The following is a 14,190-nucleotide window of genomic DNA, read 5'->3' on the forward strand; positions in this document are numbered from 1 at the left end:
ACCGTCCATGTCGGGGAGTTGACCGTACGACTTCCCCGGTCGGCGAGCCCCGGGGAGCGGGAACTGGACTGCCAACCCGGACGCGGTGCCCCCGTCGGTACGCCGGTTCACGCAGCGGGCCCGGCAGCGACGGCTACGGGCGGCGCTGCCGTGGGCGCTGATCGGTGCCGTTCTGGCCCTGGCCGCCCTGCTGACCTGGATCGTCGTCGGCACCGGCGTGTTCGGGGTCCGGGAGGTACGGGTGGTCGGCGCCGAACTGGTGACCCCGGACCAGGTCCGACAGGCCGCCGACGTGCCCGCGGGCACTCCGCTGGCCCGGGTCGACCTGGCGGCGGTCCGGAGTCGGGTCGCCGAACTGGCCCCGGTGGGCCGGGTGACGGTTTCCCGGCAGTGGCCGGACACCGTGCTGGTCGAGGTGGTCGAGCGGACGCCGGCCGCGGTGGTGCCGCAGGGCGAGCGGTTCGCCGTCGTCGACTCGGTCGGCGTGGTGTTCCAGACGCTGCCCAGCCGACCGGAGCAGTTGCCCCTGATCCGGGTCGCGACGCCGGGGCCGGAGGACGGCGCGACCCGGTCCGCGTTGCAGGTACTCGCCGCGTTGACCCCGGAACTGCGTGAGCGGCTGGTCGAGGTGCTGGTGGAGGGGCCGGCACGGATCAAGGTGCTGCTGCACGGTGGCCGTACGGTGATCTGGGGTGATCCGACCGACGGCGGTACCAAGGCGCGGGTGGCGACCGCACTGCTGGCCCGCAAGGGCGACGTCATCGACGTGAGTGCCCCGGACGTGGTGACGATCCGCTGACCGGACATGCTGGACGGTCAGCGCGGCATCATGGACGGTCAGTACCGGCACCATGGACGGTCAGCGGTCGGGCGGTGACCGGTCGGCCCATCGGGGTCGGGAATGTGATCGAGGGGCAGCGACACGCCGGTGAGTTACTTGGTTCCCGCCGTACGTGCGCTTACGTTGCCCCGAGAGATTTCAGTGGTTGACATAACTGTAAGCCTCTAGTAGAGGGTGAGGGTTACCCTTCGCTCTCCTCGTACCGAGGGGACGCCGATCGCGGTCTGGCCGGGCCGCATCACGGTCGGTGCCCGCCAATCTCGAAGGGAAAGGACCCCGATGACACCTCCGCACAACTACCTGGCGGTCATCAAGGTCGTCGGCATCGGTGGCGGCGGCGTCAACGCCGTCAACCGGATGATCGAGGTTGGGCTCAAGGGCGTCGAGTTCATCGCGATCAACACCGACGCGCAGGCGCTGCTGATGAGCGATGCCGACGTCAAGCTCGACGTGGGACGGGAGCTGACCCGGGGCCTCGGCGCGGGCGCGAACCCGGATGTCGGCAAGAACGCCGCCGAAGATCACCGTGACGAGATCGAAGAGGTGCTCAAGGGTGCCGACATGGTCTTCGTCACCTGTGGTGAGGGCGGCGGTACGGGCACCGGTGGCGCGCCCGTGGTGGCGAACATCGCCCGTAAGCTCGGCGCGCTGACCATCGGCGTGGTCACCCGCCCCTTCTCCTTCGAGGGCAAGCGGCGGCAGGTCCAGGCCGAGGCGGGCATCGACGAGCTGCGCAACCAGTGCGACACCCTGATCGTCATTCCGAACGACCGGCTGCTGGCCCTCGGCGACCGCGGCATCAGCATGATGGACGCCTTCCGGCAGGCCGACCAGGTGCTGCTCTCCGGTGTGCAGGGCATCACCGACCTGATCACCACCCCGGGTCTGATCAACCTGGACTTCGCCGACGTCAAGAGCGTGATGAGCGGGGCCGGCAGCGCGCTGATGGGCATCGGCAGTGCCCGGGGGGAGAACCGGTCGGTCGAGGCGGCGGAGGCCGCCATCTCCAGCCCGCTGCTGGAACAGAGCATGGACGGTGCGCGTGGGGTGCTGCTGTCCATCGCGGGTGGCTCCGACCTCGGGCTCTTCGAGATCAACGATGCGGCCCAGTTGGTCACCGACGCCGCCCACCCGGACGCGAACATCATCTTCGGCGCGGTGATCGACGACGCACTCGGTGACGAGGTACGGGTGACCGTGATCGCCGCCGGCTTCGACGGTGGTGCGCCGGCCTACAAGGCCGTGGATTCACGCAAGACGAGCCAGGGATCGGTGTCCGCGACGCACGGCGGCCCGGTCGGTGGTTCCCCGGTGGCGCCGCCCGCGCCGGTCCAGCAGCCCCGCCGGGTGCTCTTCGACGACGTGGACGTTCCCGACTTCCTCAAGAATGGTTCCTGAGTCAACTTCATGACCGATCAAGACGCCGCGACCGGAGACGAACGTCGCGCGCAACTGGCTGGCAGCCTGGCCCGGGTCCGTGCCCGCATCGCAGCGGCGTGTGCCGCCGCCGGCCGGGACCGTTCCGAGGTCACCATGATCGGGGTCACCAAGACCTACCCGGCCAGCGACGTGTCGTTGCTGGCCGGGTTGGGGGTGACCGACGTCGGGGAGAACCGCGACCAGGAGGCAGCCGGCAAGGCCGCCGAGGTGGCGGCGGCCGGAGTGGACGTACGGTGGCACTTCGTCGGTCAACTCCAGCGCAACAAGTGCCGTTCCGTGGTCGGGTACGCCGACGTGGTCCACTCGGTGGACAGTGTCCGACTGGCGACAGCCCTGGCCGAAGCGGCCCGGCGGCACCGGGACCGTCCACTGGACGTGCTGGTCCAGGTGAGCATCGATGGTGACCCGGCCCGGGGTGGGGCGGTCGCCGGGAGCGTCGACATCGACCGGGGACTGGACCTGGTAGCCGCTGAGGTGGCGCGCCACCAGCCATTACGGCTGGCCGGGCTGATGGCGGTCGCGCCGCTGGGGTGGGAGCCGGAGCGTGCGTTCGGACGGCTGGCCGACATCGTGGCCGGGTTCCGTGTGGACCATCCGACGGCCACCGCGCTTTCCGCCGGGATGAGTGGCGACCTGGAGGCTGCCATCGCGCACGGCGCGACACATGTGCGTATTGGCAGCGCCTTGCTCGGAAAGCGCCCCACGCTGCGGTAGCCTGACCCGCGAAAGACCAAACTACATCAGTGTTGTTTGCGGCATTTCCCCGGTGGCGGGGGTCATTGGCGCGGTGTTTCAAAAGCCGCGCCCGGGGAGATGTCTCAAGCCGGTGGGCACTGCAATGCTCACCCGCGCGACAGCGACAGGGCACGGGGGCGCGTGCCGCACGGCGGGGACGGAGGGGGCGCGGATGGGTGCACTGCGCAAGGCGGGGGTCTGGCTCGGCCTCGTCGAGGAGGACGACGAGCGGGCCTACGACGAGGGTGGCTACGACAAGGGTAGCTACCGCGAGTCGCGCTACCGGCAGAGCCGGTACGCCGAGGAGTTCGCCGACGAGGACGACGACCATGACGAGCCGCCGGCGGTCCCGAGGGCCCGGCCGGGGGAGCGCAGCCGGTTGTCCGAGCGGTCGAGCAGCCGGGCGAGTGAGCTGGACCGGACCGAGGTCGACCGCGCGGAGCGGGCCGATCGGGTCGAGCGGTCCAGCGTACGCTCGATCACCCGGCCGAGCACCCCGGAGCCTTCGTCGGCCCTGACCTACCACACCCGGGACAACCTGGCGCTTGCGCCGCAACCGCCGGTGCGGGAGCGGGAGCGCCAGGTGGTCGTGGAGGAGGAGCAGCGCTACCAGATCACCACGCTGCACCCCACCACGTACCGGGAGGCCCGCACCATCGGCGAGCACTTCCGCGACGGCGTACCAGTGATCATCAACCTCACCGAAATGGATGAGGCCGATGCCCGCCGGCTGGTCGATTTCGCCGCCGGGTTGGCGTTCGGGCTGCGCGGTACGATCGAGCGCGTGACCAACCGGGTGTTTCTGCTCTCGCCGGCCAACGTCCAGGTCACCGCGGAGGACAAGGCCAAGATTGCCGAGGGTGGCTTCTTCAGCCTGAGTTAGTCGACCGAGGGATCTTGCCTGCCGTGTTTTCGATCCTGTTCCAAGTCCTGTATCTGCTTGTCTACGTCTTTTTGCTGGTTCTTTTGGCCAGGTTTGTCCTAGGTGCGGTCCTGCAGTACGGGCGCCGCTGGCAGCCCGGTCGGGGAGCCGTGATCGGACTGGAGTCCGTGTGGAGCGTCACTGATCCGCCCCTCAAGGCGTTGAGGCGTGTGTTCCGACCATTGCGAATTGGTACCGTGAGCATCGACCTGGCCTCCCTTGTGCTCCTGGTTATCCTGTTCGTGCTGATGGAGTTCGTGTTAGAGCCGTTGATCCGCCAGTCGAACAACTGGTGACACCAGCGCGCTACGCGGCCGCAACTGACCCGAGGAGTTTCGATGCCGCTTACCCCGGCCGACGTCCACAACGTCGCCTTCAAAAAGCCGCCGATCGGCAAGCGGGGGTACGACGAGGAGGAGGTCGACGCCTTTCTGGACGAGGTCGAGCGTGAGCTCGCCCGTCTGATCGAAGAGAACAATGAGCTTCGCGCCCAGGTGGAGCGCGGTGGCCGTGGCGGCGCTCCAGCCGGCCCGGGTGCCGACCCCAGGTTGGCTGCTGAGCTCAACGACGTCAAGACCCAGCTTGACCGGGTCCAGCGCGACAAGGCAGCCGCCGAGCAGGCTGCCCGGGCGATGCAGGCCGAGCTGGAGCAGGTGCGTGCGCAGGCCGGCCCGGTGCCGGGCGGCGACGGCGAGCAGCAGGCCCTCCGGGTGCTGATGATGGCGCAGCGTACGGCCGACGACCACGTGTCCGACGCCCGGCGCGAGGCCGACAAGCTGCTGTCCGACGCGCGCTCCAAGGCCGACGAGGTCACCCGCGAGGCGCGGGCCAAGGCCGACGCGCTCGAGCGCGACGCCCGCCAGCGGCACCAGGAGGCCATGGGCGGCCTGGACGCCAAGCGCACCGCACTGCAGAAGCACATCGAGGAGCTGAAGCAGTTCGAGCGGGAGTACCGCACCCGGCTCAAGGCGTACCTGGAGAGCCAGCTGCGTGACCTTGACGGCCGTGGCCAGGGGCTGGAGGTGGAGATGACCCGGGCTGACGGCAATCGGTCCGGTGGCAGCTCCGCGAGCCTGGCGGCGGCGGGACTAGCCAACTCCTACGGTGGCAGCCGGTCCGGCGCACTCGAAGCCGGTCGCTGATCCACCGACCACCACGAGAGCCGGAACGATGCGGCGGGGGTGAGCCGTGATAGTCGGAAGTTTGCTGCTCATCCTCGTCGCCGTCACGCTGCTGGTAGCCGGTCTGGCCGCTGGTTCGAGCGTGCTGCTGATCAGTTCCATCGCGGCCAGCCTGCTGGCGGCTGTCGCACTGGTGGTGGGCGCCCGTCGGGCCGCCGCGCGTACCGACGCTGATCACGGTTCCGGTGCCCGGCCCACCGACGTGGATGGTGACGACCACACCTGGTCGCCGTCCCACAGTCGGACCGGGGCCGGAATGAGCGAGGCGGCCCCGCCGTACAGGCCGGAGACGGTCGAGGTGACCGTGCCGAGCCAGCAGCGACCTGATTCGGCCGGGACTGGCTTCGACCGTCAGCAGCGACCGCCCGGATCGGTGCCCGAGTGGACCGACCAGACCGCTCCGGTCGACGACGAGGTCCCGGCCGACGAACCGGCCCAACAGCAGGTCTCGCCGGCTGACGCCGCCCGGGTGGCCCGGCTGTCCGCCGAGGTGCTGGTGGTCGACGGCCGGCCGCGTTACCACCTGGCCGACTGTCCGCATCTGTACGGACGCGACAGCGAACCGCTGGCGGTTGCCGAAGCGGTCGAGTTGGGCTTCACCCCGTGTGGTCGGTGCCAGCCGGACGCCGTGCTGCTGGCCGACCTCAAGCACGGCTGAGTGCCGCCACATGTCCCGCGCAGGTGACGAGGTGACGACGGTCGCGGTCCGGGTCAAGCCCGGCGCGGCCCGGGCCCGGGTCGGCGGACGATTCGACGGGCCGTACGGACCCGCCCTGGTCATCTCCGTGAACGCACCGGCGGTCGACGGCCGGGCCACCGAGGCGGCCCGCCGGGCGCTGGCCGAGGCGCTGGAGGTACGGCCCCGGGCGGTGGAGCTACGGGCCGGGGCGGCCAGCCGCGACAAACTCTTCCACGTGAACGGCCCCGGGGCGACGATCGACGTACGGCTGCGCCAACTGCGCGACGGATCCGTGGACTGAGCCGGTCCGGCCGGGGCGACCATGACCGACGGCCTCGAAATCGCCCTGCTGCTCGGTGCGACGGTGCTGCTGGTCGCAGTCGCGGCGGTACGCCTGTCGACCCGGCTCGGATTGCCCAGCCTCCTGGTCTATCTGGCCCTCGGCATGGCGATCGGCAAGTCCGGTCTCGGCATCCGCTTCGACAGTGTCGAGTTGACCCGTACCCTCGGCTTCTGCGCCCTGATCGTGATCATTGCCGAGGGCGGTCTCACCGCCCGCTGGAGTACGTTGCGGCCGGTACTCGGCCTGGCGGCGGTGCTGTCGACCGTCGGCGTGGTGGTCAGCATCGTGGCGGTTGGAGTTGCGGTCCACTTCCTGCTCGGACTGGACTGGCGATTGGCCCTGCTCTACGGCGCGGTGCTCTCCTCGACCGACGCGGCGGCGGTCTTCGCCACACTGCGCCGGTTGCGGCTTCCGCCCCGGTTGGTGGCCACCCTCGAGGCCGAGTCCGGCATGAACGACGCCCCGGTGGTGCTGCTGGTGGTCCTGTTGTCCACCATGGCGGCGGACACCGTGCATCCGTGGTGGCAGGACGCTCTACTGGCCGTCTACGAGCTTGCCGCCGGTGCCGTGGTGGGCTTCGTGGTCGGGGTCGGCGGCCGGTGGGCGCTGCGCCGGGCCGCTCTGCCATCGTCGGGCCTGTATCCGATCGCGGCGGTGGGGCTGACCGTTCTCGCCTACGCGGTCGGGGCGGTACTGCATGCCTCCGGATTCCTCGCCGTCTACGTCGCCGGTGTACTCCTGGGCAATGCCCGACTGCCACACCGCCAGGCAATTCTCGGCTTCGCCGACGGGCTGGCCTGGCTGGCGCAGATCGGTCTGTTCGTGCTGCTCGGCCTGCTGGTCACCCCGGGCCGGCTGGACGAGGCGCTGGTGCCGGCCATCGTGGCCGGGCTGGCACTGGTCCTGTTGGCCCGGCCGTTGTCGGTCGGGCTGTCCGCGACCCCGTTCGGCGTCGGCCTGCGGGACCAGGTGTTCCTGTCGTGGGCGGGACTGCGCGGGGCGGTACCGATCGTGCTGGCGACGATCCCGCTGTCCCAGCGGATGCCCGAGGCAGCCCGCCTCTTCGACGTCGTCTTCGTACTCGTAGTGATCTTCACTCTGTTGCAGGCCTGGACGCTGGCGCCGGTGGCCCGGTGGCTCCGGGTGACCGCACCGGCCGAGGCCACCGAGCTTCGGGTGGAGACCGCGCCACTGGAGCGGATGCGGGCGGATCTGCTCCAACTGGACGTACCGCCGGGTTCCCGGCTGGCCGGGGTGCACCTCGACGAGTTGCGGCTGCCGGTCGGAGCGTCGGTGACCCTGGTGCTGCGTGACGAGGTCGGCTTCGTGCCGGGGATGGACACCCGACTCCGGACCGGTGACAGCCTGTTGATCGTGGCGACCTTCGAGGCGCGGGACGCCACCGAGCGTCGGCTCCGGGCGGTCAGTCGGCGGGGACGGTTGGCGCGGTGGTTTGGAGAGTATGGCGACGACCGCGGCGATTGATCTGCTAGCGTTCGCTTTGCCCTGGTTTAGGGAATTACTTCGGGCTTTCCGGGGCACATCGGTGCGGCATGTTGTCGGATTCATGTACGTTCCGTATTCTTGCCAATTCGGAGTGCGTGGCTTCCCGCCGCGCGCCGTTTTGCAACTGGGGCCGCCATGGCCAAGCGGACCAGGGCAGTCCAGTCGGGGGACCGGGCGCGAACGGGGTCGTACCGCCGCCGACGTCACCACCATGGGGCCACGTCAGCCGGCGTGGCCTTGTCCAACAGGGTTCGCCGGCCGGCTGCCGAACAGGCGGCGAACCTGTCCAGGCACCGCCGATCGCCGCGGAGTCCGCGGCCAAGGGAGCGACGATGGCGAAGCCAGCCGACACCAACACCGCCAGCCGCAAGGCGGCGACGAAGGCCTCCCGCAGTGTCGCGGAGACTGAGCGGATCCGGGCTGCCCTGGCGGCACGGCGCGACGAATTGCGAGCCGAGTACGATCAGACGCTGAGCGAGATCGCCGAGCTGCAGCGCGACCGGCTGACCGACTCGGCCGGGGACGACCAGGCCGACACCGGTACCAAGACGTTCGAGCGTGAGCAGGAGATCTCTCTCGCCAACAGCATCCTGGAACGGATCACGCAGGTGGAGCGGGCGCTGGAGCGGCTCGACGAGGGCGGCTACGGCTGGTGTGAGAAGTGCGGTAACCCGATTCCGGTGGAGCGGCTCGCCGCTTTCCCGTCCGCGACGCTCTGCGTCACCTGCAAGCAGTTGGAGGAGCGACGCTAGGCGCGGGAGGCGAGCCTTCCGACACGGACGGAAGGTACGACCGCTGAACACCGATGGGGAGCAGATGACGGCAGCACGGCCCGCCGGTTCCGACGCCGGACCCGACCCCACCGAACCGGGCCGTCCGTCCCGACGGCGTGCGGTTTCGATCCTTGCGGTGATTGCGGTGCTGGCCTGGCTGGCCGACCTCGGCACCAAGCACCTCGCGCTGGCCACGCTGGAGGATCGCGAACCGGTACGACTGCTCGGTGGGGCGGTCTACCTGTCCCTCACCCGCAACAGCGGCGCGGCGTTCAGCCTCGGATCCGACTACACCTTCGTGTTCCCGCTGATCACGACGGTGGTGCTCGGCTGGATCGGCTTCATGGCCTGGCGGTTGCGGTCCATACCGTGGGCGGTGTCGCTGGGACTCGTGCTGGGTGGCGCGCTCGGTAACCTCACCGACCGGATCTTCCGGGCCCCCGGGGTACTGGTCGGACACGTCGTCGACATGGTCAGCGTGTTCGACCCGTACGGGCAGGTCTTCCCGATCTTCAACCTCGCGGACAGCTCGCTGGTCTGCGGTGTCGTGCTGGCGGTCCTGTTGGAATTCACCGGCCGGCAGCGCGACGGCACCAGGATCCGATCGGGCGACGGCGAGGCCGCCGCCGAGACGAGCGCCGGTGACGAAGAGCGGGAGCGCGCGTGACCTCGACATACGGACCCGACCAGGTACGCCCGGCGGGCGACCGCCGCTCCCTGCCGGTCCCCGACGGCCTGGACGGAATGCGGCTGGACCAGGCGGTGTCCCGCCTGTTCGGGCTCTCCCGAACGGTGGCCGCAGCCCTGGTGGAGGCGGGCGACGCACTGGTCGACGGCACGCCCCGGCCGAAGTCGGACAAGGTCACCGCAGGTTCCTGGCTGGAGGTGACGCTGCCGGCCCCGGCAACTGCCCCCCGGGTCACACCGCAGGCGGTGCCCGGCCTCAAGGTGGTGTACGCCGACGACGACATCGTGGTGGTCGACAAGCCGGTCGGTGTCGCCGCGCACCCCAGCCCCGGCTGGACCGGCCCGACCGTCATCGGCGGACTGGCCGCCATCGGGCACACCATCGCCACCAGCGGGGCCGCCGAGCGGCAGGGGGTGGTGCACCGGCTCGACGTGGGCACCACGGGCATCATGGTGGTGGCCAAGAGCGAGCAGGCCTACAGCCTCCTCAAACGGGCCTTCAAGGCGCGCGAGGTGGACAAGCGTTACCACGCGATCGTGCAGGGGCACCTCGACCCGCTGCGGGGAACCATCGACGCGCCGATCGACCGGCACCCCACCCACGACTACCGCTTCGCGGTCGTCTCGGGTGGAAAGCCGAGCATCACCCACTACGACACGATCGAGGCGTTCCCGGCGGCCAGCCTGATCGACGTACGACTGGAGACCGGGCGTACCCACCAGATCCGGGTGCACTTCTCCACCCTGCGTCACCCGTGTGTGGGCGATCTGACCTACGGTGCCGATCCCACCCTCGCTGCCCGGCTCAAGCTAACCCGGCAGTGGCTACATGCCCGCGAACTCAGTTTCCTGCATCCCCGTACGGGGGAGGAGGTCCGCTTCGTCAGCGATTATCCGGACGACTTGGCGCACGCGCTCGCGCTGCTGCAGGACTGATCAGGCCTGGCAGGAGCGGCCGGGATCACCCCGTGGATCGGCTGTTTCGACTGCGACGTGCATGTTGGGGTGTGGCCTGAATAGGGTTTGCTTCGTAGCCTGTCAGGCGGGGACCGATGGCGCGGGGAGGGTGAGCCGTGGACGGCACCGAGACCGGCTGGAGTCGGCCCGGGGAACCGGCACCGCGTTGGCGTGCGTTGCTAGACCGGGCACGGCTGGGCCGAGGCGGTGAACAGGACGAGGGCGGAGGCCGGGACGGCGGCGGTCGCTGGCTCGGTGGAGGACGCTCGGCGGGAGCACCCGGTGAGGCACCGGCTGCCCCTGGTCAGCCCGGCGGAGCCGGCCAGCCCGGTCAGCCGACGGGCATCGGCTACCCAGCCGACCTGGGCCAGCTCGGGGAACCCTCCGCCTATCCGGCCGAGCCGGGGGTGTCCCGCTTCGCGTTGCTGGAGAACGGCTACCGGGCACCCCGCTACGTCCCACCGGTGCCGCCTCAGCCCCAGCCGCAACCGCCCGCCCTGCCGCGGCGTGCGCTGCCGCCGTCCGCGCCGACCGAGCGGGGCTATGCCGGGCCGGCCGACGGCTATTCCCAGCCAGCCGGACGGGCCTACACCGCGCCGGTGGAGCCCCGCTACACCCCGCCGGCCGAGCCCGGCTATGTCAGTCCCGCCGAGACCAGGTACGCCGAGCCGGGGTATGCCGCTCCCACCGAGTTTCGCTACGCGGCGCTGGAGAGCAGCGGCTATCGGGCCGAGCCGAGCCAACCACCGCAGCCGCAGCCACAGCCGCAGCCGCAGCCACAGCCGCGAAGCGCCGCCCGGGAGATGATCTATCCGCGTCGGCTGCTGGAGCGGCGGGAGGCCCGCCGTGACTCCGAGGTCGACCGGGCGGTCAGCGTACTGCGTCGCGATCTCGGGTCGCCCCGGGTGCTGGCCTTCGCCAACCCCAAGGGCGGCGTGCACAAGACCACGGCAACGGTGCTGGCCGCGGCCACCATCGGCAGCGTCCGGGGGCGCGGGGTGCTGGCCTGGGACGACAACGAGTTGCGTGGCACCCTGGGGCTACGCGCCGGCAGCGCCCGGCATGCCCGGACCATCCGGCACCTCATCGCCGACCTGATCGAGGTCGAGGCCCGGCACGGTGCCGAGCTGACCGAACGACTCGACGACTACCTGCGGCACGCCTCCGACGGGTCGTACGACGTGCTGGCCGGGGAGGAGAGCCCGCGCTTCGCGCAGCAACTCGACCAGCACACCGTACGCCGGGTGCTCGACCTGCTACGCCGTACCCACGACGTGATCTGTGTGGACACCGGCAACAACGTGGAGAGCGTCAACTGGCAGACCGTGCTGGGTGCGGCCGACCAGTTGGTGCTCACCACCGTGCCCCGGGAGGATGCCGCGTTCACCGCGGACTGGATGCTCGACCTGTTGCACGAGGTGGGCATGGGGGAGTTGGCCGCAAACGCGGTCACGCTGCTCTCCTGCCCGACACCGGGGCGCTCGCCGTTGCAGGACGACCTGGAGAAGCACTTCGCCACCCGGACCCGGGCCGTCGCGGTGGTGCCGTACGACCCGGCGCTCGAGGTGGGTTCGTCGATCGAGTACGGACAGTTGCAGCAGTCCACCCGGGACGCGTGGCTGCGGGCAGCGTCGGTGATGCTGGAGCCGTTCGTTCGTTGACCCGTGACGCGGGCGCTTCCGCAGCATCGGCCCGTGGCAGCGTGCCGGACGATGGCCGGCCGATGATCGCGCATGACAGCTCGGGCGCCGACCGAGACACGGGGCACTGGTTGTCGCTACCCACCGGATCCACGCACGGCGGGGAAGGTCTACCGAGACTGTCGAGCTGGGCGCACAAACGGGGCGCGCAAACGGGGCACGCAAACGGGGCACCCGGGGCGCGCAAAAGAGGCAGGTCAACGGGACGGACGGGCCACCGGGACGGGCCACCGGGACGGGCCACGGGGACGGGCCACGGGGATGGATCATCGGGACGACCGGTAACCGGGTCAGTTCGACGTCGGTACACCTGGCGTGGTCCGGCTCGAGGGCACCAGCACTGCCCAGGCAGTACTCGGCGAGAAGCGTAAGGAGATCTCCGAGGCGGGGCGAAGCGGAAGCACAGACGGGGCAGCTCGACAGCTTCCGCAGCGGGCTCTCCCGTTTCTCAGCGGGGTTGGGCAGCTCCGCTCAGCTGGCCCAGGGATACAACCGGCCAGGGATACGACCGTCGGCATCGGAGACCTGTCGACTACTCTGCCGGCCCGGATCCGTCCAGACCTGAGTCGTTCGCGATATCAGCTCGACAGGCATCCCATGGGGTTTGCCCCAAGACCACCACCGCTGAGGGGCAGACGGTTGAGGGCGTCGATGAGTCGGTCGTTGTGGACATGCCGGGCCAGCATGAACGCCTGCTGCATGGCCGTGATCTGGGCGGTGCCCAACCGCGCCGTCGACACCGGGTCCGGACCCTCCCAGGAGCCCGGTGCCTCCGGGGCGGACACGCGCCACGGGGGCACGAACCCACCAGGTGGGAGATTCCAGGCGACGCTAGCCCCGGGAGGAGATCTGTTGTACGGCCCAGGCGTTGCCGTCCGGGTCGGAGAAGAAGACAAAGCCGACGTTGTCGAGCGGGTCCGAGGTGGGGCTCGGGTTCTCGCCCAGCACCTGGACCTCACTCACCGCCACGCCCCGTTCGACGAGTTGGGCGCGGGCGCGGTGGATGTCGGCGACCACCAGTTGCAGGCCCCGCAGCGAGCCCGGTGGCATCTCCGGGACGGCACCTTTCCCGATGACGATCGAGCAGCCCGATCCGGGCGGCGTCAGTTGGACGACGCGTACCTCGTCGCTGATCGTGGTGTCATGGTCGACGTTGAAGCCCAACTGTCGGGCGTAGAAGTCCTTGGCACGGTCCACGTCCGTCACGGGGACCACCACCACCTCCAGCGTCCAGTTCATGATGTTCTCCTTCCTTCGAGTGTTCCGGTCGGTCGATCGAGCAACTCGGCAAGCAGTTCGGAGAGCCGGTGGTAGCTTTCGCTGACGCCCCGCTGCATCGGGTATCTGAGTACCCGGTCACGGCCCTGCGGCGTGGCGTACTGCACGGTGCTGGTCAACGTCGTCCGGTTGTCCCGCTCGACCAGTTCGTGGCTGATCAGGGTCTCGCCGGGATAGGACTGGTCGTCGTACCGCTCGGTGTAGCCCAGGCGGCCGGGTGGCAGGATCACCCGATACACGCCACCGTGCCCCATCTCCGTGCCGTCCGGGCCCCGGGAAACGAAACGCCAGGCACCGCCGACGCGTAGGTCGACCTCGCAGACGACCAGATTCCAGCCACGCGCACCGAACCAGCGGATGAGCAGTTCGGGTCTGGTCAATGCGTCGAACACCGGTTGGCATGGGGCGTCGAAGCTGCGTGTCAGTACGATCTGCCGGTCCGTCGGTGTCGTCACGGTCACGGGTTCGGGCTTCGTCATGACTGACCTTCGACCGCCTATCGGTTGTGGTTCTCGTCTTCGGCCCTGAGGGCGTCGAGGGCCTTGAGCTCGTCGAGCAGGGCGTCGAGCCGCTGGTAGCTCTCCTCCCAGTAGCTGCGGTAGTCCTCGAGCCAGTCAGCGGCGACCTTGAGAGGGCGGGCTTCGAGTCGGCACGGGCGTCGCTGTGCGTCGCGGCTGCGGGAGACGAGCCCGGCGCGCTCCAACACCCTGAGGTGCTTGGAGACCGCCGGTTGGCTCATGTCGAACGGTGCGGCCAACTCCGTCACGGTGGCCTCACCTGCCGCCAGTCGCTTGAGGATCGCTCGCCGGGTCGGGTCCGCGAGTGCGGTGAACGTGGCGTCGAGCAGGTCGGGACTCATCAGGTTCATAACCTTCCGGTTTGATAACCGATTGGTTTTCTACAGGTGTCCACGTCGGATGTCAAGCAGATGGCGACGCTTGCGGCGGTCCGGCCCCCAAGGATCGGGCGCGGCCTGAGAGGATCATCGGGTGAGCTCGGAATCCGCCGGACAGGGTCGACCAGACGACAGTGCCCGGGATGACACCGGACCAGTCGGGGCCGCACCGTCGCCCGTCAGCCCCGGCCCGGCCGGGCCAGCCGTGGCGGCGGCCGGACCAGGGGCGGCACCCGGCGTACCGAACATGCCC

The 14,190-nt window shown here is 69.9% G+C and carries 16 protein-coding genes and 1 pseudogene; 13 read left to right on the forward strand and 4 right to left on the reverse strand.

Annotated features, from left to right (window positions below; genetic code table 11):
* The first annotated feature begins 85 nt into the window (after positions 1–85).
* The 13 genes from ACFQ4H_RS33325 to ACFQ4H_RS33385 all read left to right on the forward strand — a co-directional run bounded on the left by ACFQ4H_RS33325 (position 86) and on the right by ACFQ4H_RS33385 (position 11,725).
* Entirely contained in the window at positions 86–799 is a 714-nt protein-coding gene (locus ACFQ4H_RS33325; protein ID WP_377578996.1) for a cell division protein FtsQ/DivIB, read from the forward strand.
* A gap of 321 nt (positions 800–1,120) precedes the next feature.
* Positions 1,121–2,239, forward strand: coding sequence for a cell division protein FtsZ (gene ftsZ / locus ACFQ4H_RS33330; RefSeq protein WP_377578998.1), 1,119 nt, complete (start codon positions 1,121–1,123; stop codon positions 2,237–2,239).
* Between the two features lie 9 nt (positions 2,240–2,248).
* Complete coding sequence (locus tag ACFQ4H_RS33335; protein ID WP_377579000.1) at positions 2,249–2,995, forward strand: YggS family pyridoxal phosphate-dependent enzyme; 747 nt, start codon at positions 2,249–2,251, stop codon at positions 2,993–2,995.
* Between the two features lie 193 nt (positions 2,996–3,188).
* Complete coding sequence (locus tag ACFQ4H_RS33340; RefSeq protein ID WP_377579002.1) at positions 3,189–3,899, forward strand: cell division protein SepF; 711 nt, start codon at positions 3,189–3,191, stop codon at positions 3,897–3,899.
* A gap of 23 nt (positions 3,900–3,922) precedes the next feature.
* Positions 3,923–4,234, forward strand: coding sequence for a YggT family protein (locus ACFQ4H_RS33345; protein ID WP_377579004.1), 312 nt, complete (start codon positions 3,923–3,925; stop codon positions 4,232–4,234).
* 42 nt (positions 4,235–4,276) lie between these two features.
* Entirely contained in the window at positions 4,277–5,080 is an 804-nt protein-coding gene (locus ACFQ4H_RS33350) for a DivIVA domain-containing protein (RefSeq protein ID WP_377579006.1), read from the forward strand.
* Positions 5,081–5,126: 46 nt separating this feature from the next.
* Positions 5,127–5,777, forward strand: a complete 651-nt coding sequence (locus tag ACFQ4H_RS33355; RefSeq protein WP_377579008.1) for a hypothetical protein — start codon at positions 5,127–5,129, stop codon at positions 5,775–5,777.
* Positions 5,778–5,787: 10 nt separating this feature from the next.
* Positions 5,788–6,099, forward strand: a complete 312-nt coding sequence (locus tag ACFQ4H_RS33360) for a DUF167 domain-containing protein (protein WP_377579010.1) — start codon at positions 5,788–5,790, stop codon at positions 6,097–6,099.
* A gap of 21 nt (positions 6,100–6,120) precedes the next feature.
* Positions 6,121–7,626 (forward strand): potassium/proton antiporter, encoded by a 1,506-nt coding sequence (locus ACFQ4H_RS33365; protein WP_377579012.1) that lies wholly within the window; start codon positions 6,121–6,123, stop codon positions 7,624–7,626.
* Between the two features lie 353 nt (positions 7,627–7,979).
* Entirely contained in the window at positions 7,980–8,399 is a 420-nt protein-coding gene (locus ACFQ4H_RS33370) for a TraR/DksA family transcriptional regulator (RefSeq protein ID WP_377579014.1), read from the forward strand.
* Positions 8,400–8,463: 64 nt separating this feature from the next.
* Positions 8,464–9,087 carry a signal peptidase II gene (lspA, locus tag ACFQ4H_RS33375; protein WP_377579016.1) on the forward strand — a complete coding sequence of 208 codons (624 nt, stop codon included), beginning with the start codon at positions 8,464–8,466 and terminating at the stop codon, positions 9,085–9,087.
* A 77-nt stretch (positions 9,088–9,164) separates the two neighbouring features.
* Positions 9,165–10,043: an RluA family pseudouridine synthase gene (locus ACFQ4H_RS33380; protein WP_377579026.1), complete on the forward strand. Its 879-nt coding sequence runs from the start codon at positions 9,165–9,167 to the stop codon at positions 10,041–10,043.
* A 137-nt stretch (positions 10,044–10,180) separates the two neighbouring features.
* Positions 10,181–11,725, forward strand: a complete 1,545-nt coding sequence (locus ACFQ4H_RS33385) for a MinD/ParA family ATP-binding protein (protein ID WP_377579018.1) — start codon at positions 10,181–10,183, stop codon at positions 11,723–11,725.
* A gap of 617 nt (positions 11,726–12,342) precedes the next feature.
* On the opposite strand, the gene ACFQ4H_RS33390 is transcribed toward ACFQ4H_RS33385, so the two are convergent.
* The 4 genes and pseudogenes from ACFQ4H_RS33390 to ACFQ4H_RS33405 all read right to left on the reverse strand — a co-directional run bounded on the left by ACFQ4H_RS33390 (position 12,343) and on the right by ACFQ4H_RS33405 (position 13,926).
* Complete coding sequence (locus ACFQ4H_RS33390; protein ID WP_377579020.1) at positions 12,343–12,564, reverse strand: hypothetical protein; 222 nt, start codon at positions 12,562–12,564, stop codon at positions 12,343–12,345.
* A 31-nt stretch (positions 12,565–12,595) separates the two neighbouring features.
* Positions 12,596–13,003 carry a VOC family protein gene (locus ACFQ4H_RS33395; RefSeq protein ID WP_377579022.1) on the reverse strand — a complete coding sequence of 136 codons (408 nt, stop codon included), beginning with the start codon at positions 13,001–13,003 and terminating at the stop codon, positions 12,596–12,598.
* Positions 13,000–13,521, reverse strand: a complete 522-nt coding sequence (locus ACFQ4H_RS33400) for an SRPBCC family protein (RefSeq protein ID WP_377579024.1) — start codon at positions 13,519–13,521, stop codon at positions 13,000–13,002. Before ACFQ4H_RS33400 ends, ACFQ4H_RS33395 begins: the two co-directional genes overlap by 4 nt.
* 17 nt (positions 13,522–13,538) lie before the next feature.
* Positions 13,539–13,926, reverse strand: a pseudogene (locus ACFQ4H_RS33405) (ArsR/SmtB family transcription factor).
* Between the last annotated feature and the right edge of the window lie 264 nt (positions 13,927–14,190).

The organism is Micromonospora sonneratiae (genome assembly GCF_042679305.1).
Lineage (GTDB): Bacteria > Actinomycetota > Actinomycetes > Mycobacteriales > Micromonosporaceae > Micromonospora_H > Micromonospora_H sonneratiae.